Origin of the sequence: Candidatus Sodalis endolongispinus (assembly GCF_018777395.1) — a bacterium.
Lineage (GTDB): Bacteria > Pseudomonadota > Gammaproteobacteria > Enterobacterales > Enterobacteriaceae > Sodalis_B > Sodalis_B endolongispinus.
Window position 1 is genome coordinate 1,978,413 of record NZ_JAFJYC010000001.1, and the last position, 22,220, is coordinate 2,000,632.

Genomic DNA, 22,220 nt, shown 5'->3' on the forward strand with positions numbered 1-22,220 from the left:
CCTTAAGCGTATAACCGCTTTCAACCTTTGAATTTGTCGCACAGGGATTGGGTCGCGCTGCGAAACACCCCCAAATCGCTGCCGACGGCGACAAAGCGTGCGCCCCATTCCAAATAGCGCCGAGCGTCTGCTTCGGCCTGCGCCAGAATGCCGCTCGGTTTACCCTGCGCATCGGCGCGGGCGAAAATGTGCTGGATCACCCGCTGCACTTCGGGATGGTTGGGCGCGCCGAGGTAGCCCAGAGCCGCCGACAAGTCTACCGGGCCGACGAAAATACCGTCCACGCCGTCGACGGCGGCAATGGCGTCGATATTGTCCACGCCGTCCTGACTTTCGATTTGCGTTAGTACCGTGATGTTGTCGTTAATCAGCGAAAAATACTCCGGTACGGTGACGTAATTATTACAGCGATGAGACACCGATACGCCGCGGATGCCCGCAGGCGGATATTGCGTTGACGACACGGCGCGCAGCGCCTGTTCTTCGGTCTCGACGAAGGGGATCAGAAAATTATAAAAACCAATATCCAGCAGGCGCTTGATGATCACCGGTTCATTGGTGGGCGGGCGCACCACCGGCGCGCTGGGACTGCCTTTCAGCGCCATCAGCTGCGGTACGAAAGTGGTGATATCATTGGGCGCGTGTTCGCCGGCCAATACCAGCCAGTCGAATACCGCCAGCCCCAGCACTTCAGTAGATACCGGATTGGCCAGAGCACACCAGCAGCCGATCAGGGTATCCCTCTTGCAGTAAACGCTGACGAAAACGGTTCGGCAGTAATGGATTGTTCATAATGATCCTCTGTACAAATGGACTAAAGTGCGGCGCGGCCGGCCGCCGCGTCAGGATTTTTTCAGCACCAGACGTTTTATTTCGCCCACCAGATAGCAAAACATTGCCGCCAGGGCGGAGCAGCCGACAAACACCAGCGCCATATTGAAGGAATGCAATTCTTTGACCATATAACCGATGACCAGCGGCGTCACGATGGAAGCTACGTTCCCGAACACGTTAAACAGACCGCCGCACAACCCGATCATTTCTTTCGGCGCGGTATCCGCCACCACCGGCCAGCCCAGCGCGCCGAAGCCTTTACCGAAGAAGGCCAGCGCCATTAACGCTATCACAACCACGGTATTGTCGGTGTAGTTGCACAGGATGATGCTGGTCGCCAGCAGCATGCCCTGTACGATGGGAATTTTACGCGCCACGGTGAGGGAAAAACCGCGTCGCAGCAGATTATCCGACACGACACCGCCCAGCACGCCGCCGGCGAAACCGCACAGCGCCGGTATCGACGCCACCAGGCCGACTTTCAGTATCGACATGCCCTTGTCCTGTACCAGGTAAATGGGAAACCAGGTCAAGAAAAACCAGGTAATACTGTTGATAAAATACTGGCCGAAAAACACCCCGAGCATCATGTGGCTGGTCAACATCTGGCGTACATCGCTCCAGTGCGGGCCCTCTTTTTTGCCGGCTCCGGGTGAGTCCATATCCACCACCGCACCGCCGGCGGACATATATTCCAGTTCCTGCGCCGACACGCGCGGATGCTTGTTCGGGTTATGGATGAATTTAATCCAAACCCCCGTCAGCACGAAACCGACGGCGCCCATTACGGTAAAAACGTGCTCCCAGCCCCAGGTGTATGTTAACCAGCCCAGCAGCGGCGAGAAGATCGCCAGCGAGAAATATTGCGCCGAATTGAAGATGGCCGAAGCGGTACCGCGCTCACGGGTCGGAAACCAGGCGGCGACGATACGGGCGTTGGCGGGGAAGGACGGCGCCTCGGAGAAACCGAGCATGAAGCGCAGGAAAAACAGCGTCATGGCGGCATAAGCGATGGGGAAAAAGCCGACGAATCCTTGTAGAAAGGTAAACAGCGACCAGAAAAACAAACTGCAGCTGTAGACTTTTTTAGACCCGTAGAGGTCTAATAACCAGCCGCCGGGAATTTGCATAATAAGATATGCCCAGCCGAAGGCCGAGAAAATCTGCCCCATCTGTCCGGCGTCCAGGCCGAGTTCTTTCGCGACATCGGTCCACGCAATCGACATGGTAGCCCGGTCGGCGTAGTTGATGGCGGTAACCATAAAGATGATAAACAAAATCCAATAACGAATATGGGTCTTGGTTTTATTAGCGGTCAGAGGTGCAATACTCATTGGCCAGGCCCTAATCAGGCTATAACGACGCGCAATAATGAAAAGGATCGGGTTAAGCGTGCGCTATCCAGGGTTTACTATTCTCGTAAGAGGCTTTTTTTCACCGTATTGCCATTGCCTTCATTTATTCATGCCTGATTAGTATAAAAATCACTGCTAAAAATAACATTATGCACTTGCACAATAATCACCACGAATAACATGGTTTTTTCTGGCGAATATCCAGCGCGGTTCGATGCGCGTCACGTTATCTTTCACCGCCGCCGGCCTGTTGATGCCTTGGTGACAATTGTCACACTTTGTCCAGCATCTGCCTGATAATTTGCCGCGAGATCGGCAGAAAACAGGTCATTTGCACAATGTCTGCCTTTAACATTGGGATTATAATAACGGCATAAACCGTGTTGTTATCGCTTATCGTCCTCACTTTCGGGTCAAAACAACCTGGCAGTTGTTATGGAGACCTTTATGTCTGTTATTCCTACTCGAAGCGCTGAGCAAGCCTTCTATATAAAAGTGCACGATACCGATAATGTGGCCATTATCGTCAATAATCACGGCCTGCCCGCCGGCAGTCGTTTTCCAGACGGTCTGGAATTGATTGAGCATATTACGCAGGGACATAAAGTCGCCCTGAACGATATTGCCAAAGGCGGCGCCATTATTCGCTATGGGGAAATTATTGGCTACGCGCTGCGCCCCATTGCGCACGGCAGCTGGATAGACGAATCTCTGGTGGAGCTGCCGGTGGCGCCGGCGCTGGAAACCCTGCCGCTGGCAACTTAAAGTCCCGCCGCCGCTGGAAGGCTATACCTTCGAGGGCTACCGCAATCCTGACGGTAGCGTCGGCACCAAGAATTTGCTGGGCATTACGACCAGCGTGCATTGCGTCGCCGGCATCGTGGTGAAACTGATCGAGCGCGATTTACTGCCGAAATACCCGAACGTTGACGGCGTGGTGGGCCTTAACCATCTTTATGGTTGCGGTGTGGCCATCAATGCGCCGGCGGCGGTGGTGCCTATTCTGACTATCCACAATATTGCCTTGAATCCCAATTTCGGCGGCGAGGTGATGGTCGTCGGGCTGGGCTGTGAAAAGCTGCAGCCGGAGCGTTTACTCGCCGGCACTGAAGATGTGCAGCCTATTGCGGTGGAAGCGGCAAGTATTGTGCATTTGCAAGATGAGAAGCACGTCGGCTTTCAGTCCATGGTGGACGATATCCTGGCGGTGGCGGAACGTCACCTTGATCATCTAAACGGCCGTCAGCGCGAAACCTGCCCGGCATCCGAGCTGGTGGTGGGGATGCAGTGCGGCGGCAGCGACGCGTTTTCCGGCGTTACCGCCAATCCGGCGGTTGGCTTTGCATCGGATTTGCTGGTGCGCTGCGGCGCCACGGTGATGTTCTCCGAGGTCACCGAAGTACGCGATGCCATCCATCTGCTTACCCCCAGCGCCGCTGATGAAACTGTTGGCCGCCGCCTGCTGGAGGAAATGGCCTGGTACGATAACTATCTCAGTCTGGGCCAGACCGACCGCAGCGCCAACCCTTCTCCCGGCAACAAAAAGGGCGGCTTAGCCAACGTGGTGGAAAAGGCACTCGGCTCTATCGCCAAATCCGATACCAGCGCCATCGTCGAAGTGCTCTCCCCCGGTCAGCGCCCCACCCGTCGCGGCCTGATTTATGCCGCCACCCCGGCGAGCGATTTTGTCTGCGGCACCCAGCAGCTGGCCTCCGGTATCACCGTGCGGGTGTTCACTACCGGCCGCGGGACACCCTATGGTCTGGCGGCGGTGCCGGTGATTAAAATGGCGACCCGCACAGCGCTGGCGGATCGTTGGTACGATTTAATGGATATCAATGCCGGCACTATCGCCACCGGCGAGGCCACCATTGAGGACGTGGGCTGGGAGCTGTTCCATTTTATCCTGGAGATCGCCAGCGGTCGCAAAAAAACCTGGTCGGATCAATGGGGTATCCACAATGCGCTGTCGGTCTTTAACCCGGCGCCGGTAACCTGAGTCGATGGGCGCCAGCGCGACGCCGGCGCTTTACGCCGGTCTGTTTATCTCCCCCCCGTCGCCCCTTCGCCTGCTGGCCGGGGCTCTTTCCCTGCCGGCAGATAAACTTCGTCCGCCATTCTTACCATAGCGAACGCCGTTTGGGCCTGTGTGCAGCTTTGCCGCCCGAATAGTGGCACACTGAAACGACCGCCTGGACATCCGCGACCCGCTCCCGCCTGTCGACTTGACGGCATTACTACTGGAAATTGACGCTCATAACGGATTTGCTGGTGCGTTTTTCCCTGCCAGCGAAGCCAGTGCCAACCTTGATGATCTGCCAGTCGGCATCAGCACCCTGCTGCTGGCAGAAGGCTGCGATAGCGGATTGGAACCGCTAATCAGTTCGCCTAATTCCGCGCTGCGCTGGCGCAGGCTGGACGGGACAAAAACAAATAATTTGCTAACTGAAACGAATATGGCGACTGGCGAACATCGCCGGCGGCGGGCCCATGGGGTTCATTGGCGTACTGTTGACCCTGTCACGCGAAGCCAGCTTATCTGCGCCGAGCAGGCGCTAAACGGTAGCGATACGTTTACGGGATTTACGGGGTTTACGGGTAAGTGCCTAATAAAATGGTGACCCGAATCATCACTAATTTGCCAGACGTAAGCCCATCACGTTACCGGTAGCGTACAGAGGGTTTTAATTCGCCGCCGTCAGGCTGCCTTGTTCCTGCCTCAACCGGCGGGCATGCCTGGCCGGGGACATGCCGAATATGCGGGCATAGTCACGGCTGAACTGTGAATGGCTTTCATAACCCACCTGGAAGCCGGCGCTGGCCGCGTCGGCTGCCTCACTCACCATCAGCCGCCGCGCTTCCTGTAGCCGCAGATGCGTGCGGAACTCAATAGGACTTAAGGTCGTCACCGCCTTGAAATGCAGGTAAAAGTTAGAGCGGCTCATTCCCGCTATCTCGGCAGCGTTTTCAATCCGACAGGGCTCACGAAAGTGTGTTCTGATCCACAGGATGGCACGGGCAATCTGATTGAGCCGGCTGTCCGCCAGGACCATGTTCCTGATGATGACCCCATTTGGCCCGACCAGGAGACGATAGAGGATTTCACGAAGGGTAAGGGGCGCGAGGGCATTGATGTCATGGGGTGTATCCAGCAGCCCGACCAGACGGATTGCTGCATCAAGCAACAGAGGGGACGTTTTGTTCAGCGTTAACCCGGCAAGCAGGTGGCTTTCACCCCTGGCGGGTGACGGATGGCGAGGTCTGACAGCTCGGACGAGTCCAGATCGAGTTGTAGACACAGATAAGGATGGCTTGCGCTGGCCTTGATGACCGATCCCATCACCGGTAGCTCAACGGAAGCCACCAGGTAATGCGCGGGATCGTAACAATACGCCGTGGTGCCAAGGGATGCTTGCTTCGTCCCCTGGGCGACCAGACAGAGCGTCGGGCCGTAGACTACCGGCATGGGCACGGTGGGTGAAGAACTGCGATGCAGTATCACCCCCGGAATGGCGCTCGCATGGGTGCCATCTGCTGGCGTATGGCGGCTGATGAGATCAACCAATCTGTCCAGTCTGTTCATCGTTTTTATGTTACAGCAGCCATCGCAAAATGCAAAACGCACCGTTCAAAGACCGGACGATCGTGCAATGAAATAGGACAAGCAGGCTACCTCTACTGAAGAGCGCTGATTGAAGATATTGCCATAGATAACTCACTGCAATCACAAGATAGGATAGCGCGATATGACAACATTCAGCTCTCTTGACCAATACCGTCTGCTGGGACGATCCGGCCTTCGTGTTTCACCGCTCGCGCTCGGTACGATGACCTTCGGCAACGAATGGGGCTGGGGCAGCGACGAGGGCGAGGCAAAGCGCATTTTCGATGCCTATGTTGATAGCGGCGGCAATTTCATTGATACCGCGGTCAACTACACCAACGGCAGCGCCGAGAAAATCCTGGGGAGGATTATCAAGGACAAGCGGGACCGTATTGTCCTGTCAACCAAGTTCACTATGGCCCGCGAGCAGGGCAACCCAAATTCGGGCGGTAATCATCGCTACAACCTCGTCAGCTCGGTTGAGGACAGTTTGCGCCAACTCGACACCGATCGCATCTATCTTCTGCACGTCCATGCCTGGGACTTTACCACGACGGCCGAAGAGGTCATGCGTGCGCTTGATGACTTGGTGCGGGCGGGGAAAATCCTGTATGTGGCCATCTGCAATACACCCGCTTGGCGCATCTCACAAATGCAAACCCTCGCTGACCTACGCGGCTGGTCCCCTTTCGTCGCGCTTCAGGTCGAATACAGTCTGGTCGAGCGATCTGTTGAGCATGAGTTGTTTCCGATGGCGCAGGCGATGGGGCTAGGGGTATTACCCTGGTCACCGCTCGGCGGGGGTATCTTGACCGGCAAATATCGTCGCGCCGACCTGTCGGAGGCGAACGTCGCCGACGTATCCCCAACCCGCAAAGGGATCATTGCCTCCACAGGCCACCTCAACGCGAAGGCACTGGACATCGCCGATGTCGTGGGCGAAATCGCCGTTGAACTGGGGGCCTCGCGCTCGCAGGTAGCGCTGGCGTGGGCGCTGCTCAATCCGGCGGTGGTCGCGCCGATTGTGGGAGCACGCACGTTGGAGCAAGCCGAAGACAACTTTAGAGCCCTGTCCGTCGTCTTCACTAAGCAGCAACGCGACCGTTTGGAAAAGGCCAGAGCCTTGCCGCCGATTTTCCCGGCGCGGTTTATGGGCCGTCCGATGGCCCAGCAATTGATGTTTGGCGGGACGACGATTCTGGACCGCAGGGGGTAATGAATGAGGCCGACGGCGGGCGACCTCATGAACCCCTGAATCACCCGACGCCGGATGAGAACGATAGGGTTTGAAGACTAAAACCATCTCTTCCCTTTTTCCTGACCGGAGAGGGGGAGTAACCGGGCCCCTTGTCCGGGGACACTGCACCATGCGGCTCCCGGCGATTAGCGCACCATACAGGGGCGTTTACCGTCAAACCTCCAGCCGGGGATAAGCGCCTGCATTCCGGCGGCATCGTTGCGCGCGCCCAGGCCATGCTGTCGGTAAAGCGCATGAGCCTGCATGACACAGTCCATATCCAGCTCCACGCCAAGCCCCGGCGTTGACGGCACCGTCACCTTACCGCCGCTGATTTCCAGCGGCGCATGGGTCAGGCGCTGATTGCCCTCCTGCCAAATCCAGTGGGTATCAATGGCGGTAATGTTACCCGGCGCGGCGGCGGCCACATGGGTAAACATCGCCAGTGAGATGTCGAAATGGTTATTGGAGTGCGATCCCCACGTCAGCCCGGCAGCATGGCAGAGCTGGGCGACCCGTACGGAACCTTGCATCGTCCAGAAATGCGGATCCGCCAGCGGAATATCCACCGCCTGCAGGGCGATGGCGTGGCACATCTGCCGCCAGTCGGTGGCTATCATATTGGTAGCGGTCGGCAGGCCGGTGGCGCGGCGGAATTCGGCCATCACCTCGCGCCCGGAAAAGCCTTGCTCGGCACCGCAAGGATCCTCGGCGTAGGCCAGCACGTGGCGCAGTGATTTACCAAGCTCAATGGCCTCGTTTAATGACCAGGCGCCGTTGGGATCAAGGGTGATGCGCGCGCCCGGGAAATGGCGCGCCAACGCCGTTACCGCCTGCGCTTCCACCTCCCCCGCCCAGACTCCGCCCTTAAGTTTGAAATCATTAAAGCCGTACTTCTCCTGCGCCGCTTGCGCCAGCCGCACAATAGCGTCCGGGGTCATCGCGGGTTCATGGCGCAGACGGTACCAATCGCACGCCGCGTCGGGCTGGCTTTGATAGGGCAAGCCGGTTTTTTTACTCTCACCGATATAAAACAAATACCCCAGCATTTCTACCTGATCCCGCTGCTGGCCTTCGCCTAACAACGAGGCAACATTGACGCCCAAATGCTTACCGAGCAAATCTAACATCGCGGCCTCGATACCGGTCACCACATGAATGGTGGTGCGCAGATCAAAGGTCTGCAGGTCGCGTCCGGCGGTATCCCGGCCGGCGAACTGCGTGCGCACGCTATTAAGAACATTCAGGTACTCACCCAGCGGCTTACCCAACACCAACGCGCGGGCATCCTCCAGCGTTTGGCGGATGGCCTCGCCGCCGGGGACCTCCCACACGCCGCGCTGGACGGCGCTGTCTTCCAAGATCACGATATTACGCGTAAAAAACGGCGCATGGGCACCGCTGAGGTTCATCAACATACTGTCATGGCCGGCGACCGGTATCACCTGCATACCGCGCACTACCGGCGTATCGTTGCGTTTCATCATCGTCTTCTCCGCCACCGTGGCTCAGCCGCGACCGAAAGCCGGGCGTTTGCGATCAAACTGCCAGTCCGGCACCAAATAGCGCATCGCGGTGGCGTCATTGCGCGCCCCGCCCGGCGGACTTTTAGTAGAGGGCATGGGCCTGCTCCACCTGCGCCCAATCCAGCTCAACCCCAAGCCCGGGCTGTTCCGGCACCGCGATTTGTCCGTGGCGAATTTCCAGCGGCGCCTTGGTCAGGCGCTGATTGCCCTCTTGCCAGATCCAGTGTGTGTCGATAGCGGTGGGACGGCCGGGGGCGGCCGCGCCCACGTGGGTAAACATCGCCAGTGAAATGTCGAAGTGATTATTGGAATGGCAGCCCCAGGTTAGCCCCCAGTCGTCGCAGAGTTGCGCGACGCGCACCGCGCCGTGCATGGTCCAGAAATGCGGGTCGGCCAGCGGAATATCCACCGCCTGCAGCATGACGGCGTGATTTATTTCGCGCCAGTTAGTGGCGATCATATTGGTCGCCACCGGCAGCCCGGTGGCGCTGCGGAATTCGGCCATAACTTCCCGGCCGGAATAGCCTTGCTCGGCCCCGCAGGGATCTTCGGCGTAGCTGAGGATCCCCTACATCCCCTTACACAGCCGGATGGCCTCGTCCAGTAACCAGGCACCGTTGGGATCGACGGTAATGCGCGCGTCTGGGAACCGTTTCGACAGCTCCGTTACCGCCTCAATCTCCTGCTCTCCGGGGAAAACACCGCCCTTCAGTTTGAAATCCTTGAAGCCGTACCGATCTTGCGCCGCCTCCGCCAGCCGCACCACCGCCGCGCTATCCAGGGCTTTTTGATGACGTAAATGGTACCAATCATGGCCGCCCTGGGCGCCGCTTTGGTAAGGCAGGTCGGTACGCTCGCGATCGCCGACATAAAACAGATAACCCAGCACCGTCACCGCGTCGCGCTGTTTGCCGTGGCCGAGCAACTCCACCACCGGCACAACGAGGCACTGCCCCAGCAGGTCCAGCAGCGCCGCCTCCAGCGCGGCCACGGCGTTAACCCGCAGTTCAAACGTCTAGGCGACGCCGCCGAAAGCATCAAAATCTGAGGATTGGTTACCCAAATGCACCTGCTGCACCAGCCGGTTCATCCGCGCGACCTCGGTACCGATCACCAGCGGAATCGCCTGTTGCAGCGTTTGCAGGATCACTTCGCCGCCCGGCGCTTCGCCGACGCCGGTGTGGCCGGCACTGTCGGTAAGTACCACCAGATTGCGGGTGAACCAGGCGCTGTGCGCGCCGCCGATATTCAGCAGCGTGCTGTCATGGACCGCGACCGGGATCACTTTCATCTCGGTAATGACGGGACCGCTTTGGGTATTGGCCATTGATGCTTCCTCTCACGAAAAACGCTATCGCTGTCCCGCCGGATGCGGGACTGCCCAAGGTTTAAGCAATTGATACCTCAGTATAAGGACATTGGTCCGTCGTTTTCATTGGGCATGCCACCAATAAAAGAGGCGAAAAAACGCCTCGATTTGCAGCGAATGCCCATAACGGCCCGCGCCAGCTCACAAACCGCCTCTCGCCGGGCACCGCTGAACAGAAATAAAACGCTTTTTTAATAATCCAGAACGCAACGAGGTTCAGTGATCGCCATCACTTGCCTTTAGCGCATTGCTGTAAAAAGCCCGCGCATCGACCCGTCCTATTCAGTCATAAGCCCAATGTTTGCCGGGAAATTAACTCTTATACTGCTGCTGAACCGCTATGCAGATTAAAAAACGTTCATTCTTACTTCCCTACCGTACAGGACACGACTATGCAGCTTTTCAGCCAATGGATCGCCAGGTATACCGTCCGCTGCGAACAACGGGCCTTCTCTCGCCACCACACTCCCTTTGCGGGCCCTCTGCCGGGAGGCGCTTATCATGGATAATACGGTCATTGACGCCAGCGCCCATAAAACACGCTCGCGCTTTTGGATCCTGGCGATGTTATTCATCATCAGTACCGTCAATTACGCCGACCGCTCTACCCTGTCCATCGCCGGTCCGCATGTGGCGAGGGACTTGGAGCTCGACCCGCTGCAAATGGGCTATGTCTTTTCAGCCTTCGGCTGGGACTATACCCTGGCTCAGTTGCCGGGCGGTTGTCTTTTGGACAAATTCGGTTCCAAAAAAGTCTACGGCTGCGCGATATTAATCTGGTCGGTGTTTACCTTTTTTCAGGGCTTTGTCCATTTCTTCGCCAATGCCTCCATGATGCTGTCCATACTGCGGTTTATGGTGGGTTTCGCCGAAGCGCCGGTGATGCCGGCCAATAGCCGCATCGTTTCCGCCTGGTTCACGGTGCTGGAGCGCGGCACTGCCTCGGCGATATTTAATATTTCGCAGTATGCCGCGCTGGTGGTGTTCAACCCGCTGTTGGGCTGGATAACCCAAGAGGTGAGCTGGGAATACGTGTTCATCGTCATGGGCGTGGTAGGCATCGTGCTGTCGGCGGTGTGGGTGAAAACCATGTACAGCCCGTTGAGCCATCCCCGGGTAAGCCAGAGCGAACTGGCGTACCTGCGTGCGGGCGGCGCGCTGGTGGAGATGGACGCCGCGGCGGGACGCAAGGAAGATCGCACGCCGCAGTTGGGCTATATCAAACAATTGCTGTCCAGCCGTATGCTGCTTGGCATTTATCTGGCCAATTATTGCGTCAATGCCATTACCTGGTTCTTTCTGTACTGGTTTCCCATTTATCTGGTCAAATGGCGCGGGATGTCGATTCTGGAGGCAGGCTTTTTGGCGGCGCTGCCGGCGATCTGCGGCTGCATCTGCGGGGTGCTGTGCGGGGTGTTCTCCGACTATTTGCTCAACCGGGGCTACTCGCTGTCGGTGGCGCGTAAACGCCGATCATCATCGGGATGCTGTTATGTACCAGCATGGTTATCTGTAACTATACCACCTCCGATGTGGTGGTGGTGGCGGCAATGAGCCTGGCGTTTTTCGGCAAAGGCATCGGCGCTTTAGGCTGGACGGTGAACGCCGACACCGCCCCGAAACAGATTGTCGGACTAAGCGGCGGCGTGTTGAATTTAGTGACGCAGATCGGCGCGATTACCACCCCCATCGTGATTGGCTACATCTTGCAGCGCACCGGCTCTTTTGACGGCGCGCTGATTTATGTCGCCGCCAACGGCTTGATGGTCATCGTTAGTTATTTGTTCATTGTCGGCAAAATCCAACGGCTCGAACTTAAACCTCTCGCGGCCTGAGAACAGGGGGACGCGCCCTCACCGGCGCGTTTTTTGATGGCGCATCACCCGGCAGCGCGTTCTTTAACGGCGCGTTGGTTGATGGCATAGTCCTTGGCGGCGCGTTGGTTGACGTCTAAGCCCTTGGCGACGCGTTCTTTGAGGGTGCGTCCCTTGCGGTGTATCTATCGCCTCCGGCCTTGGCCGGAGAGGACCGCGCGCAATACGCTCAGGCTTTCGCTGCCGCGGGCGGTGACCGGCGCCGGCAAGCACGATTTCGCTCCGCTGCCTGATTTGCCCTGCGCCGGGCATGATCACCCACACCGCACCGGGCATGATTACCCGCCCCGTTCCACCATAGCAGGCCGCCCCGTTCCCTCAGACATTGTCGTCTAGCTGCAGCGCTACATACAGCAGCAGGCGATCATCAAAATTAGTCAGATCCAGGCCGGTCATTTCGGAAATACGGTTTAAACGGTATTCCAGCGTATTGCGGTGGATAAACAGCGCGCGCGAGGTGGTTGTCGGCTGCACATTATGGCGGAACTAGGCGATAAGGGTGCGCCGCAGCAGGCCGTTACTGTCCATCGCTTTGAGTTTTACCAGTGGCCGCACCCGTTCATTGGCTTGCCAACCGCCACGCAAGCTGTCCAACAGCACCGGCAGCATCAAATCGGGATAAAAGTAGCGCCGCTCATCCGGGTGGCGTTGCTTGCCTACCGCCATGGTCGTACAGGCGGTACGCCAGGAACGGGCGATGCCGCCGGGTCCGGTAAAGAAGTTGCCCAACGCGATACGCACCCGCAGGCGGCTGCTTTCGGTCATGCTCGAAAACAAACTGTCCACCCGGCGCCGGTGTTCCTCGGCATCCCAGCGTCCGTGACTGTTCAGCGCCGGCTTCAATACCACCATTTCGGTCAGGGAGACGATAGCGATAAGATTGTCCCGCTCCGGCGTGGTCAATAGGGTTTGCAACTGCTGCAGTGAGGCCATGGCGCTATCGACGCCGAACTGGCCGCTGTCCACCTCCACCACCGCCGCCACCCGCGGTTGGTGGATATCGATCCCCAGGCGCTGCGCCCATTCGGTCAACGCCGGCGTCACTTCTTCGGCGCGGATAAGATTGAGCACCAGTTCCTCGCGCAGCCGGCTGTCCTGTGCCAGCATATGCAGCAATCGAGCCTGCTCCAGCATCATCTCGGCGGTCATGCACACCAATTCGCCATATTGGCGCAGCTGGCCTGGATTGCCGGTTAACCCGATGACCACGACAATATTGCCGTCGATTTTCAGCGGCAGATTGATGCCGGGGCGCACGCCATGAAGGTGCTTGGCCACGCCGTCGTCAATATCCACCACCCGCGCCTGGGACAGCGCCAGCAGCGCCCCTTCATGCAGCTCGCCGATCCGTTCCCGATCGCCGCTACCGATGATCCGGCCGCGGGCGTCCATCACGTTGATGTTACTGTCGATAATCTGCATGGTTCTTGCCACGATTTCCTGCGCCAGCTTGGCATCAAGATGATAGGTTGCCATCGCCGTCCTCACCGATGATTGCACAATCCTTGCAGCATACTCACCGTCACGCCGTCAAACATTGTGCAAATGCACAAAGTCATCGGCAGCGCGTGCAAGTTGTGGTTAACATCACGTTTTTTATGCGGCTAAAAAAACCGGACGGCGCGCGGGCCGTCCGGTTCTGATAAAGCAGCGGTTTATTGCGCGCCAAAAAGACAGCGCGGTATCGCCTTATTGCGCCAATAAATACAGTGATGTATAGCCGCGGCGAATATTCAACGCCAGTACGTTAGGTTTGGTATCGAGGATTTTGCGCCGCTCACCGATATTCGCCACCGGCTGCTGATTTACCCCGAGAATAACATCCCCTTTCTTCAGCCCGACCCGCTCGGCGGTGCTGCCGGCTTTGACGTTATCGACCCGCACGCCTTTATGGCCGTCCAGCTCGGTGTTGCTGAGCTCCGCCCCTTCGATACCGGTAAAAATCATCCCGGAGTCGACCTGAGACTGCGTGCTTTGCTCAAGGGTGACATCGACCGTCACCGGTTTACCGTCACGCAGCAGGCCGAGGGTCATTTTGGGTGCCCACCGGCTGCGAGCTGATATCGGCCCGGAACGAGGCGAAACTGTTAAGCGCCTTGCCATTCATGGTCACGATGACATCTCCCGCCTTCACGCCGGCTTTCTCGGCGGCGGATTTCGGCATCACCTGACTGACGAACACGCCGCGCTAAGCGTCAATCTTCATCGCTTTAGCCAGCTCCGGCGTCAGTTCGGTGACGAGGATGCCGATTTCGCCGCGCTTGACCTGGCCGAATTCGACGATCTGTTTGGTCAGATTTTTTACCATATTGCTCGGTATGGCGAAGCCGATACCGATATTACCGCCGTCCGGCGCCAAGATAGCGGTGTTAATGCCGATAAGTTCGCCATTAAGATTGACCAGCGCGCCGCCGGAATTGCCGCGGTTAATGGCGGCATCGGTCTGAATAAAGTTTTCATAATTCTCGATATTCAGTCCGCTGCGTCCCAGCGCCGACACAATCCCGGACGTTGCCGTTTCCCCCAGTCCATAGGGATTGCCGATCGCCACGGTATAATCCCCGACGCGCAGCTGATCGGAGTCCGCCATTTTAATGGCGGTCAGATTTTTGAAATCGATCAGTTGCACCAGTGCGATATCAGAGCGCGGATCCTTGCCGATAAGCTTGGCGTCGAATTTGCGTCCGTCGTTAAGCTGTACCTGTATTTTGGAGGCGTCATTGACCACATGATTGTTGGTCACTACATAGCCCTTCGCGGCATCGATAATGACCCCGGCGCCCAGCGCCTGGAATTTTTCCTGGGCCGGCGCGCTGCCGCTATCTCCGCCTTCATCACTTCCCTCATCGCCGCCGTCCTGGCACAGCGGCGAGTTTTGGCCGAAGAATTGTTTTAGTTGATCGGGCATTTGCCGCGATGTGACCGGCGTACTGCCCTCAACGCTGATACTCACCACGGAGGGCATGACCTTTTCCAGCATCGGCGCCAGACTGGGCAACTGCTGATTGGTCGAGGCGGTTTCTGCCGCAAAGACAGAGACGGAACTAAGCGCCATGCCCAGACTCAGAGCAAGCGCCGTCAGGGCCAACGTGGATTTTTTCATCTGTAATTATCTCGACTAAAATTAAGGGGTCATGATGCAGAACGCGCTGCGGTTCTCCATAAGAGTTATGAAATACCCCGTAGTTCAGCGCAATGAAAGCGGCAAAGGTAAATAAATATTGAGCCGCTTTACAAATGACCACCGTCGCTGCGGTTACTCGTCGGCCATCAACCGACGATATTCATCCCAGGCATAAAGGTCGGTCATTCCGCTAATATAATCCTGAATTAAACGCGCACGATAATAAAATTCCATCATCGATTGCTGGCCGGCGTGATAGCGGTTAACCGTTTCCATGGCTTCGCCATAGGCCAGACGATGCTTGGCGGACAGTTTATGATACAGCCGGCTGGCGATGGGATGCGCGGGGTGGTAGTCTTCCGTCACCAATTGCTGAAAATCCACCTGTGACATGTCAAGCAGCGGATTATAAATTTCCAGCAGGCCTCTTATCACCCGGTAACCCTGCAGTTCCAGCTGCTCCACTTCCGGATGATTGAAAACATGCTTGAAAGAAACACTTTTAAATATCTTTAACAACCGGAACGCCGGACTCGAGTCCTCCAGCAGCGCCTGATTAAAACTGCCGTCGTAAATAGGCGCCAGATTGTCCAGAAAGCGCTGCGCCGCGTGGGGCACTAACCGCGCCACGGTATTGACCCGTAAATACATAAAAAATTGATCGCCACTGCGCAGCCCTTGATAACGCCTTATTTTATTAAACGCTTGGCCGATGACTTTATCGAACAAAGCGCCTTTGACGACGCTGCCCCACTCTTTTTGCAGAAATAGGTACAATTGTTCCACGGTAAAAATTTTTTCTCCACCGCGTCTTCCAAATCGGCAATGCAATAGGAAATATCGTCGGCGGCTTCCATAATATAGGTCAGCGGAAAACGGTGAAATTCACCCAGGGACAATTCGCGGCGCAGCGTTTGGACATACTCCTCTTCCGCCAGATAAAAGCCGGGCTTCTTCATCAAATAACTGAACGGCGCCGGGGCCGGCCCTTGCCAGTAGGCCGGCCGGGTGTATTTAAGAATGCAGCCGACCTGTGCATAGGTCAAATTAAGCTTCAGCAGGCTATGTACCATACGGATGGCCTGGGCGTTGCCTTCAAAATGGCACAGGTCGAGGCGGATACGGCTGCGCAGCGCATTGTTGTCTTCGTCGCCGGCGCGCAGACGCAGGCTGGCTACCTGGCAGCGGTCGTTGCCGAGCGCGTCTTGTTCCAGACCGGCGATATCCAGCCGGCGGCAAAACCTGGGTTTTTTGCTGCAGCCGGCGTATGGCGGCGGAGTTGATGATGCGCCCGCGGTCGCTTTCAAATTGGCGAATAATGGCATAATCATCCTGGGCGCTGATCGCCGGACTAAAGGGCCGTTGAAAACTGATTTTTTGACTGAAGTCGATTTCGGACATCTTTTTCCCCGCGTGAAAGCCGCACCCTACCGTGATACCAATGCCCGTCGGCAAACGCAAGCCCACCGGCCGTTATTTCCCCGCGCCAGGCATGCTAGAATGCAGCCTATGAACGCCCCTTATCATTTCAATACGCAAGTTTTTAACAGGAACGCTTTGTATGAAAATTGGCATTATCGGCGCAATGGAACAAGAAGTCGCGCTGCTGCGCGCTCGCTTAGACAACTCTACCCTGTGGCAGCAGGCGGGATGTGAAATTTATACGGGTCAGATACACGGCGTTGAGGTCGCGTTGGTGAAATCCGGCATCGGCAAGGTTTCCGCCGCGCTGGGTACCACACTGTTGCTGGATCATTTTAAACCAGAGCTGGTGATCAATACCGGCTCCGCCGGCGGTTTAGCGCCGTCGCTGAAGGTCGGCGATATCGTGGTGTCCCATGAAGTGCGCTATCACGATGTCGATGTGACCGCTTTCGGTTACGAGCCCGGCCAAATGGCGCAGTGTCCGGCGTCGTTAAATGCCGCCCCGTCGCTGGTCGCGCTGGCGGAGGAGATCGTCGATCGTCTGGGCATGCATGCGGTACGCGGTTTGGTGGTCAGCGGCGATGCCTTTATCAACGGCGCAGACGGCCTGGCCCGTATCCGCCAGACCTTCCCGCAGGCGATCGCCGTGGAAATGGAGGCGACCGCCATCGCCCATGTATGCCATCAGTTCGCCGTTCCCTTCGTCGTGGTGCGCGCGATTTCCGATGTCGCCGATAAGGCATCCCACCTGAGCTTTGAAGAATTCCTCACCGTGGCGGCGCAAAGCTCCTCCCGCCTGGTGGAGGAAATGGTGCAAGCGCTGGCCGGCCAGCGGTAAATGCGTTATCGCCGCGCGGCGCCGGCCGCGTTACTCTGCCTGCTGCTGGTTTGGTCGGCTCTGGCGGCGCAGCGGGTGGTCAGCCTCGCGCCCCACGCAACGGAGTTGGCCTACGCCGCCGACATGGGGGCGGTGCTGGTGGCCGCCAGCGACTGGTCGGATTATCCTCCCGCTGCGCGGCGTCTTGAGCGGTTCGCCTCGTGGCAGGGCGTCAATATCGAGCGCATTCTGGCGTTAAAACCGGATCTGGTGCTGGGATGGCGCGGCGGTAATCCGCAGCGTGCCCTGGAGACGTTAGCCGCCTTCGGTATTCCGGTCCTCACCCTGGATCCGCAAAGCATCGACGAAATGGCGGACACGCTGAACCAGCTGGTCGCCTATAGCCCACATCCGCAACAGGCGCGGCAAGCGGCCAGCGCGCTGAAGGACCAGCAGGCGACGTTAGAGCAGCGTTATGCCGGCGGCACGACGCTGCGGGTCTTTTTGCAGTTTGGCAGCCGGCCGCTGTTTACCGCCGGCGCCGCCACGCTGCAAAACCAGATCCTCGCCTTGTGCGGCGCGCGCAATATTTTCGCCGACAGCCGGGTCCCCTGGCCGCAGGTTAGCCGCGAGCAGGTGCTGGTCCGGCATCCGCAGGTGATTGTTGTGCCGGGAGATACTACCGCCGCCCGGCAGATCGGCGACTTTTGGCGGCCACAATTGACGGTGCCAGTGCTTGCCCTCGACGAAGACAGTTTTACCCGCCCGGGCCCGCGAATCCTGCTGGCGACGCAGCAGCTTTGTAGGCAACTGGCGCCAATCCGCGCCGCCCTCCCGGCGAAGGCGCCCTGATGCTGTACTGGCTGGATATTCTCGGTACCGCGGTGTTCGCCATTTCCGGCGTTCTGCTGGCCGGCAAATTGCGCATGGATCCCTTCGGCGTGCTGGTGCTCGGCGTGGTGACCGCGGTCGGTGGCGGCACCATCCGCGATATGGCGCTGGCTAACGGACCGGTATTTTGGGTGCGCGATCCCACCGATTTAGTGGTGGCGATCATCACCTGCTTCGTCACCCTGTTGGTTATCTGCCAGCCGCGCCACCTGCCCGAATGGATCCTGCCGGTGCTGGATGCTATCGGACTGGCGGTGTTTGTCGGTATCGGCGTCAATAAAGCGTTCGCCAGCGGCGCTGTGCCACTTATCGCGGCGTGTATGGGGGTTATTACCGGCGTGGGAGGGGGCATGTTGCGGGATGTGCTGGCGCGGGAAATTCCGCTTATCCTGCGCACCGAGATTTATGCCACCGCCTGTATCGCCGGCGGTATTGTGCATACCGTGGCCTACAGTGAGTGGCATTTCACCCTTCAGCACGCCGCAATGCTGGTAATGGCGACGACGCTGCTCATCCGGCTGGCGGCCATCCGCTGGCACCTGAAACTGCCGGTATTTGAATTTCACAGCCGCGACTAACGCGGACCGCCACACCGGCATAGGGCTTGTTTCGCCGGCATAAAAAACCGGCACGCACAGCGTCCCGGTCTCGATGTCGTGCCGGCTTGGCGCGCCGCGCTTCAGATGCTGAACGACGACCCGCAGCCGCAGGTGGTTTTGGCGTTGGGGTTGGTGACGATAAAGCGCGACCCTTCCAGCCCTTCACTGTAGTCAACGGACCCGCCCACCAGATATTGCAGGCTCATGGGGTCTACGACCAGCGCGACCCCCTGTTTCTCAATGGTAAAGTCGTCTTCATTGACTTTATCGTCAAAGGTGAAGCCATACTGGAAGCCGCTGCAGCCGCCGCCGGTGATGTAAACCCGCAATTTCAGATTCGGATTTTCTTCGTCCGAGATAAGGCTTTTGACCTTGCTTGCCGCTGAATCGGTAAACTGTAATGGCAAAGCTGCCGTCTCACTCATAATTCTACTCCGGGGCCATCGTCGGGCTGAAGGCACGTCAACCCGATCGCTAGGGCTATTATCCGTTAGGCGTCGTTTACGTTCAAGTATTGCGCATCGGGGAAATCGCGTTTGCCGCAACGTGCGCTTGCCGGGTCTCTTTTTCCTGCTGCAGACGCTGTAACGTGCGCGCCAACAAAGAAGAATAGAGTGGCTTGCCGCACAGAAACTGCGCCACCAGCGTCGCGCCCAGACAGGTGATAATCATCGGCAAGATGAGTTGATAGTTATCGGTCATCTCCAGCAACAGCACAATACCGGTCAGGGGTGCTCTGACAGAGGCGGCGAACAGCGCGCCCATGCCGGCGATGGCAAAGGTGCCCGCCTGCAGGCCGCCCTGGGGAAATAACATCATGGCGGCCACGCCGAAAGCGGTACCCAGCAGCGTGCCCAATGCCAGCATCGGCGCGAAAATGCCCCCGGTCCGCCCCCGAACAAAAGCACAAAAGCGTAGTAAGCATGCGCGCGAGAAAGATGAATAACAACATGCCGAAGGTATAATGCCCGGCCGCGGCCAGCGGGATCAGGCTGAAACCACCGCCGGCGGCAAACGGACCGACCAGTACCAGGACGCCACAGCCGCCCACCAGCATACCGCCGATGGCGATGATCTTGCGCCAATCGCCGCCGTGCAGGCGTTGAAAAACGTCCTGTACGCGAAAGATCAAAGCGTTGAACAAGACGCCTACCGCGCCAAAAAGGGCGCCCAACAGCAAATAGAGCCACAAGCTATTAACCGGGGCGAAAGCCAATTTGCCTACCGCGATAACCGCCCGTTCGCCATTGAACAGCCGAAACACGATACTGGCCATAATGACGCCGATAAATACCGCTTTAATCGAAATCAGATTGTAGCGGAACTGCGGCCGCATCTCTTCAATGATAAACAGAATACCTGCCAACGGTGCATTGAATGCGGCGGTCAGTCCGGCAGCCGCGCCGGTCGCCAGTAACGTGTGGCGCGCTTCCGCACCGCGCAGCCTGCAAACATCCAGCACCATACGGCCAAGGTTGCCCCCTAACTGCACCGTAGGGCCTTCACGCCCCAACACCATGCCGGCGCCAAGTGTGCCCATGCCACCGATAAACTTCACCGGGATGACCCGCCACCAGCGGACCGACCGCAGTTCCTACAGCGCGCCTTCAATTTCCGGGATGCCGGAGCCGCCGGCTTCCGGGGCATAGCGGCGCACCAGATAATAACCGATCATCGCCAGCAGCGCTGAGAGAACGAACGCCGCCGGCACCAGCAGCCAGGCATGCTGCGGCAGCATCGCCAGCGCAGCGAGACGCAATGCCTGTACGCCATTGACCGCTTTCTCGAACAAAACGCCCACCAACCCCACCAGCGTGCCCACCAACACGGCCATTAACAAGACAAGCACCGGCGTTTTATCGCGATAGAGTAGCCGACAGAGCATATGTCGGCGCGCCTGCCGCTCCTGCGGCACCGACGTATAAGAAGGATTGGATTTATTCATAACGATTTACAGTGTGTTACTCCCTTTTGATGTTAAACGCAGCGCGCGGTGATGCCGCCGTTGCCCTTGGCAGCGCGGATGCGCATCGACGCGGTGATTTCACAATGGCCGCCAGTTGATTACACTACAGGGGTCAGGTTTATTTTGCCATTCAGGAGTAGATTGATGAGTCATTCCGCAAGGTTGTACGCCGAGGCGCAGCAGCTGATCCCCGGCGGGGTCAATTCACCGGTGCGTGCATTTAATGGCGTAGGCGGCACACCGCTGTTTATCGCCAGCGCCGACGGCGCCCGTTTGACCGACGCCGACGGTAACAGTTATATCGACTATGTCGGCTCTTGGGGCCCCATGGTGCTGGGCCATAATCATCCGGCGGTTCGCGAGGCGGTGCTGGACGCCGTGCAGCGCGGTCTGAGCTTCGGCGCCCCTACGGAAATCGAGGTGAAAATGGCGCGGCTGGTGACCGAACTGGTGCCCTCTATCGAGAGTGTGCGCATGGTTAACTCCGGCACCGAAGCCACCATGAGCGCCATCCGACTTGCGCGCGGCTATACCGGCCGCGACAGGGTGATTAAATTTGAAGGCTGCTATCACGGCCACGCGGACGGGCTGCTGGTCAAGGCCGGATCCGGGGCGCTCACCCTTGGACAGCCCAGCTCTCCCGGCGTCCCGGCGGATTACGCCAAGTATACCCTCACCTGCAGCTATAACGATCTGCAGTCGGTGCGCGAGGCGTTTACGCTGTACCCGCGCGAGATTGCCTGTGTCATCGTTGAACCGGTGGCGGGGAATATGAACTGCGTCCCGCCGCTGCCGGAATTTTTGCCCGGCCTGCGCGCGCTGTGCGACGAGTTCGGCGCGCTGTTGATTATCGATGAGGTGATGACCGGTTTTCGCGTCGCGCTGGGCGGGGCCCAGGCTTATTATGACGTGAAACCGGATTTGACCTGCCTGGGCAAGATCATCGGCGGCGGCATGCCGGTGGGTGCCTTTGGCGGCCGCCGTGAGGTGATGGCGGCGCTGGCGCCGACGGGGCCGGTGTATCAGGCAGGCACCCTGTCGGGCAATCCGGTCGCCATGGCGGCGGGCTACGCCTGCCTGCGCGAGGTTGCCCGGCCGGGTGTACATCAGCAGTTAACACAGCAGACCGAACGTCTGGCGCAGGGGCTGCTGGCGGCTGCGGAAGCGGCGGGCGTGCCGCTGGTGGTCAACCGCGTCGGCGGTATGTTCGGCCTGTTCTTTACCGATTCGCCGACGGTGACCTGCTTCCAGGACGTCCAGGCGTGTGACGTGGACTGTTTTAAACGGTTCTTCCACCTGATGCTGGCGGCGGGGGTTTATCTGGCACCGTCGGCGTTTGAAGCCGGTTTCATGTCCCTGGTGCACGGCGACGGCGAAATTCGCCAAACGGTGGAGGCCGCCGCACACAGTTTCGCCCGGCTGTGACCCGTCTGCCGCCAGGCTTGGGCTTGCGCGGTATGCCCGACGGCAACCCCTGAGCCGCGCAGGTTCTACTTGCGCGGTGTTGCCCGATGGTGATTCCTGAGCCACCTGGCCCCGGCGCGCAGTGTTGCCCAACAGCAGCCCCTATGCCACGCTCCAACTGGTTAATATACCGCC

At 58.3% G+C, this 22,220-nt stretch carries 10 protein-coding genes and 9 pseudogenes; 8 read left to right on the forward strand and 11 right to left on the reverse strand.

Features of this window, described 5'->3' with window-relative positions; genetic code table 11:
- Positions 1-20: 20 nt before the first annotated feature.
- Positions 21-792, reverse strand: a pseudogene (gene garL, locus JZM24_RS09650) (2-dehydro-3-deoxyglucarate aldolase).
- Between the two features lie 50 nt (positions 793-842).
- Positions 843-2,168: an MFS transporter gene (locus tag JZM24_RS09655; RefSeq protein ID WP_215669484.1), complete on the reverse strand. Its 1,326-nt coding sequence runs from the start codon at positions 2,166-2,168 to the stop codon at positions 843-845.
- Between the two features lie 468 nt (positions 2,169-2,636).
- Here JZM24_RS09655 and garD point away from each other — a divergent pair.
- Positions 2,637-4,188 (forward strand): annotated as a pseudogene (gene garD, locus JZM24_RS09660) (galactarate dehydratase).
- Positions 4,189-4,387: 199 nt separating this feature from the next.
- Positions 4,388-4,642, forward strand: a pseudogene (locus JZM24_RS18605) (hypothetical protein); the annotation flags it as partial.
- 231 nt (positions 4,643-4,873) lie between these two features.
- On the opposite strand, the gene JZM24_RS19155 reads toward JZM24_RS18605, so the two are convergent.
- Together JZM24_RS19155 and JZM24_RS09675 are read right to left on the reverse strand one after the other, a co-directional pair.
- Positions 4,874-5,374, reverse strand: coding sequence for an AraC family transcriptional regulator (locus JZM24_RS19155; RefSeq protein ID WP_215669486.1), 501 nt, complete (start codon positions 5,372-5,374; stop codon positions 4,874-4,876).
- Between the two features lie 23 nt (positions 5,375-5,397).
- Positions 5,398-5,772, reverse strand: coding sequence for an AraC family transcriptional regulator (locus tag JZM24_RS09675; protein ID WP_215669487.1), 375 nt, complete (start codon positions 5,770-5,772; stop codon positions 5,398-5,400).
- A 163-nt stretch (positions 5,773-5,935) separates the two neighbouring features.
- Between JZM24_RS09675 and JZM24_RS09680 the strand changes: the two genes are divergently transcribed.
- A complete protein-coding gene (locus JZM24_RS09680) occupies positions 5,936-7,009 on the forward strand; it encodes an aldo/keto reductase (protein ID WP_215669488.1) in 1,074 nt (357 codons plus the stop codon).
- A 167-nt stretch (positions 7,010-7,176) separates the two neighbouring features.
- Here the strand turns inward: JZM24_RS09680 and gudD are convergent, their stop codons facing one another.
- Together gudD and JZM24_RS09690 are read right to left on the reverse strand one after the other, a co-directional pair.
- Complete coding sequence (gene gudD / locus JZM24_RS09685) at positions 7,177-8,514, reverse strand: glucarate dehydratase (protein ID WP_376775546.1); 1,338 nt, start codon at positions 8,512-8,514, stop codon at positions 7,177-7,179.
- A gap of 24 nt (positions 8,515-8,538) precedes the next feature.
- A pseudogene (locus JZM24_RS09690) lies at positions 8,539-9,883 on the reverse strand (enolase C-terminal domain-like protein).
- A 543-nt stretch (positions 9,884-10,426) separates the two neighbouring features.
- On the opposite strand from JZM24_RS09690, the pseudogene JZM24_RS09695 reads away from it, so the two are divergent.
- Positions 10,427-11,760 (forward strand): annotated as a pseudogene (locus tag JZM24_RS09695) (MFS transporter).
- A gap of 357 nt (positions 11,761-12,117) precedes the next feature.
- On the opposite strand, the pseudogene JZM24_RS09700 reads toward JZM24_RS09695, so the two are convergent.
- The 3 pseudogenes from JZM24_RS09700 to dgt all read right to left on the reverse strand — a co-directional run bounded on the left by JZM24_RS09700 (position 12,118) and on the right by dgt (position 16,324).
- Positions 12,118-13,275: pseudogene (locus JZM24_RS09700) on the reverse strand (CdaR family transcriptional regulator).
- Between the two features lie 213 nt (positions 13,276-13,488).
- Positions 13,489-14,902: pseudogene (gene degP / locus JZM24_RS09705) on the reverse strand (serine endoprotease DegP).
- 153 nt (positions 14,903-15,055) lie between these two features.
- Positions 15,056-16,324: pseudogene (gene dgt, locus JZM24_RS09710) on the reverse strand (dGTPase).
- Between the two features lie 160 nt (positions 16,325-16,484).
- On the opposite strand from dgt, the gene mtnN reads away from it, so the two are divergent.
- From mtnN to JZM24_RS09725, 3 genes are read left to right on the forward strand one after another with little or no spacing between them, the layout of a single operon-like run.
- Entirely contained in the window at positions 16,485-17,186 is a 702-nt protein-coding gene (mtnN, locus tag JZM24_RS09715; RefSeq protein WP_215669490.1) for a 5'-methylthioadenosine/S-adenosylhomocysteine nucleosidase, read from the forward strand.
- Positions 17,187-18,017 (forward strand): vitamin B12 ABC transporter substrate-binding protein BtuF, encoded by an 831-nt coding sequence (gene btuF, locus JZM24_RS09720; RefSeq protein WP_215669491.1) that lies wholly within the window; start codon positions 17,187-17,189, stop codon positions 18,015-18,017.
- Positions 18,014-18,634, forward strand: coding sequence for a TRIC cation channel family protein (locus tag JZM24_RS09725; protein ID WP_215670095.1), 621 nt, complete (start codon positions 18,014-18,016; stop codon positions 18,632-18,634). The genes btuF and JZM24_RS09725 overlap by 4 nt, the downstream gene beginning before the upstream one ends.
- A gap of 101 nt (positions 18,635-18,735) precedes the next feature.
- On the opposite strand, the gene erpA is transcribed toward JZM24_RS09725, so the two are convergent.
- Both erpA and clcA read right to left on the reverse strand, forming a co-directional pair.
- Positions 18,736-19,080: an iron-sulfur cluster insertion protein ErpA gene (erpA, locus tag JZM24_RS09730; RefSeq protein ID WP_215669492.1), complete on the reverse strand. Its 345-nt coding sequence runs from the start codon at positions 19,078-19,080 to the stop codon at positions 18,736-18,738.
- Positions 19,081-19,162: 82 nt separating this feature from the next.
- Positions 19,163-20,600: pseudogene (clcA, locus tag JZM24_RS09735) on the reverse strand (H(+)/Cl(-) exchange transporter ClcA).
- Positions 20,601-20,765: 165 nt separating this feature from the next.
- On the opposite strand from clcA, the gene hemL reads away from it, so the two are divergent.
- Positions 20,766-22,046, forward strand: coding sequence for a glutamate-1-semialdehyde 2,1-aminomutase (gene hemL / locus JZM24_RS09740; protein WP_215669493.1), 1,281 nt, complete (start codon positions 20,766-20,768; stop codon positions 22,044-22,046).
- Positions 22,047-22,220 lie beyond the last annotated feature (174 nt).

Coding starts and splice junctions, on each gene's coding strand:
- JZM24_RS09655 (WP_215669484.1), bottom strand. CDS start 2,168: ATGAGTATTGCACCTCTGACCGCTAATAAAACCAAGACCCATATTCGT.
- JZM24_RS09675 (WP_215669487.1), bottom strand. CDS start 5,772: ATGAACAGACTGGACAGATTGGTTGATCTCATCAGCCGCCATACGCCA.
- JZM24_RS09680 (WP_215669488.1), top strand. CDS start 5,936: ATGACAACATTCAGCTCTCTTGACCAATACCGTCTGCTGGGACGATCC.
- gudD (WP_376775546.1), bottom strand. CDS start 8,514: ATGAAACGCAACGATACGCCGGTAGTGCGCGGTATGCAGGTGATACCG.
- mtnN (WP_215669490.1), top strand. CDS start 16,485: ATGAAAATTGGCATTATCGGCGCAATGGAACAAGAAGTCGCGCTGCTG.
- btuF (WP_215669491.1), top strand. CDS start 17,187: ATGCGTTATCGCCGCGCGGCGCCGGCCGCGTTACTCTGCCTGCTGCTG.
- erpA (WP_215669492.1), bottom strand. CDS start 19,080: ATGAGTGAGACGGCAGCTTTGCCATTACAGTTTACCGATTCAGCGGCA.
- hemL (WP_215669493.1), top strand. CDS start 20,766: ATGAGTCATTCCGCAAGGTTGTACGCCGAGGCGCAGCAGCTGATCCCC.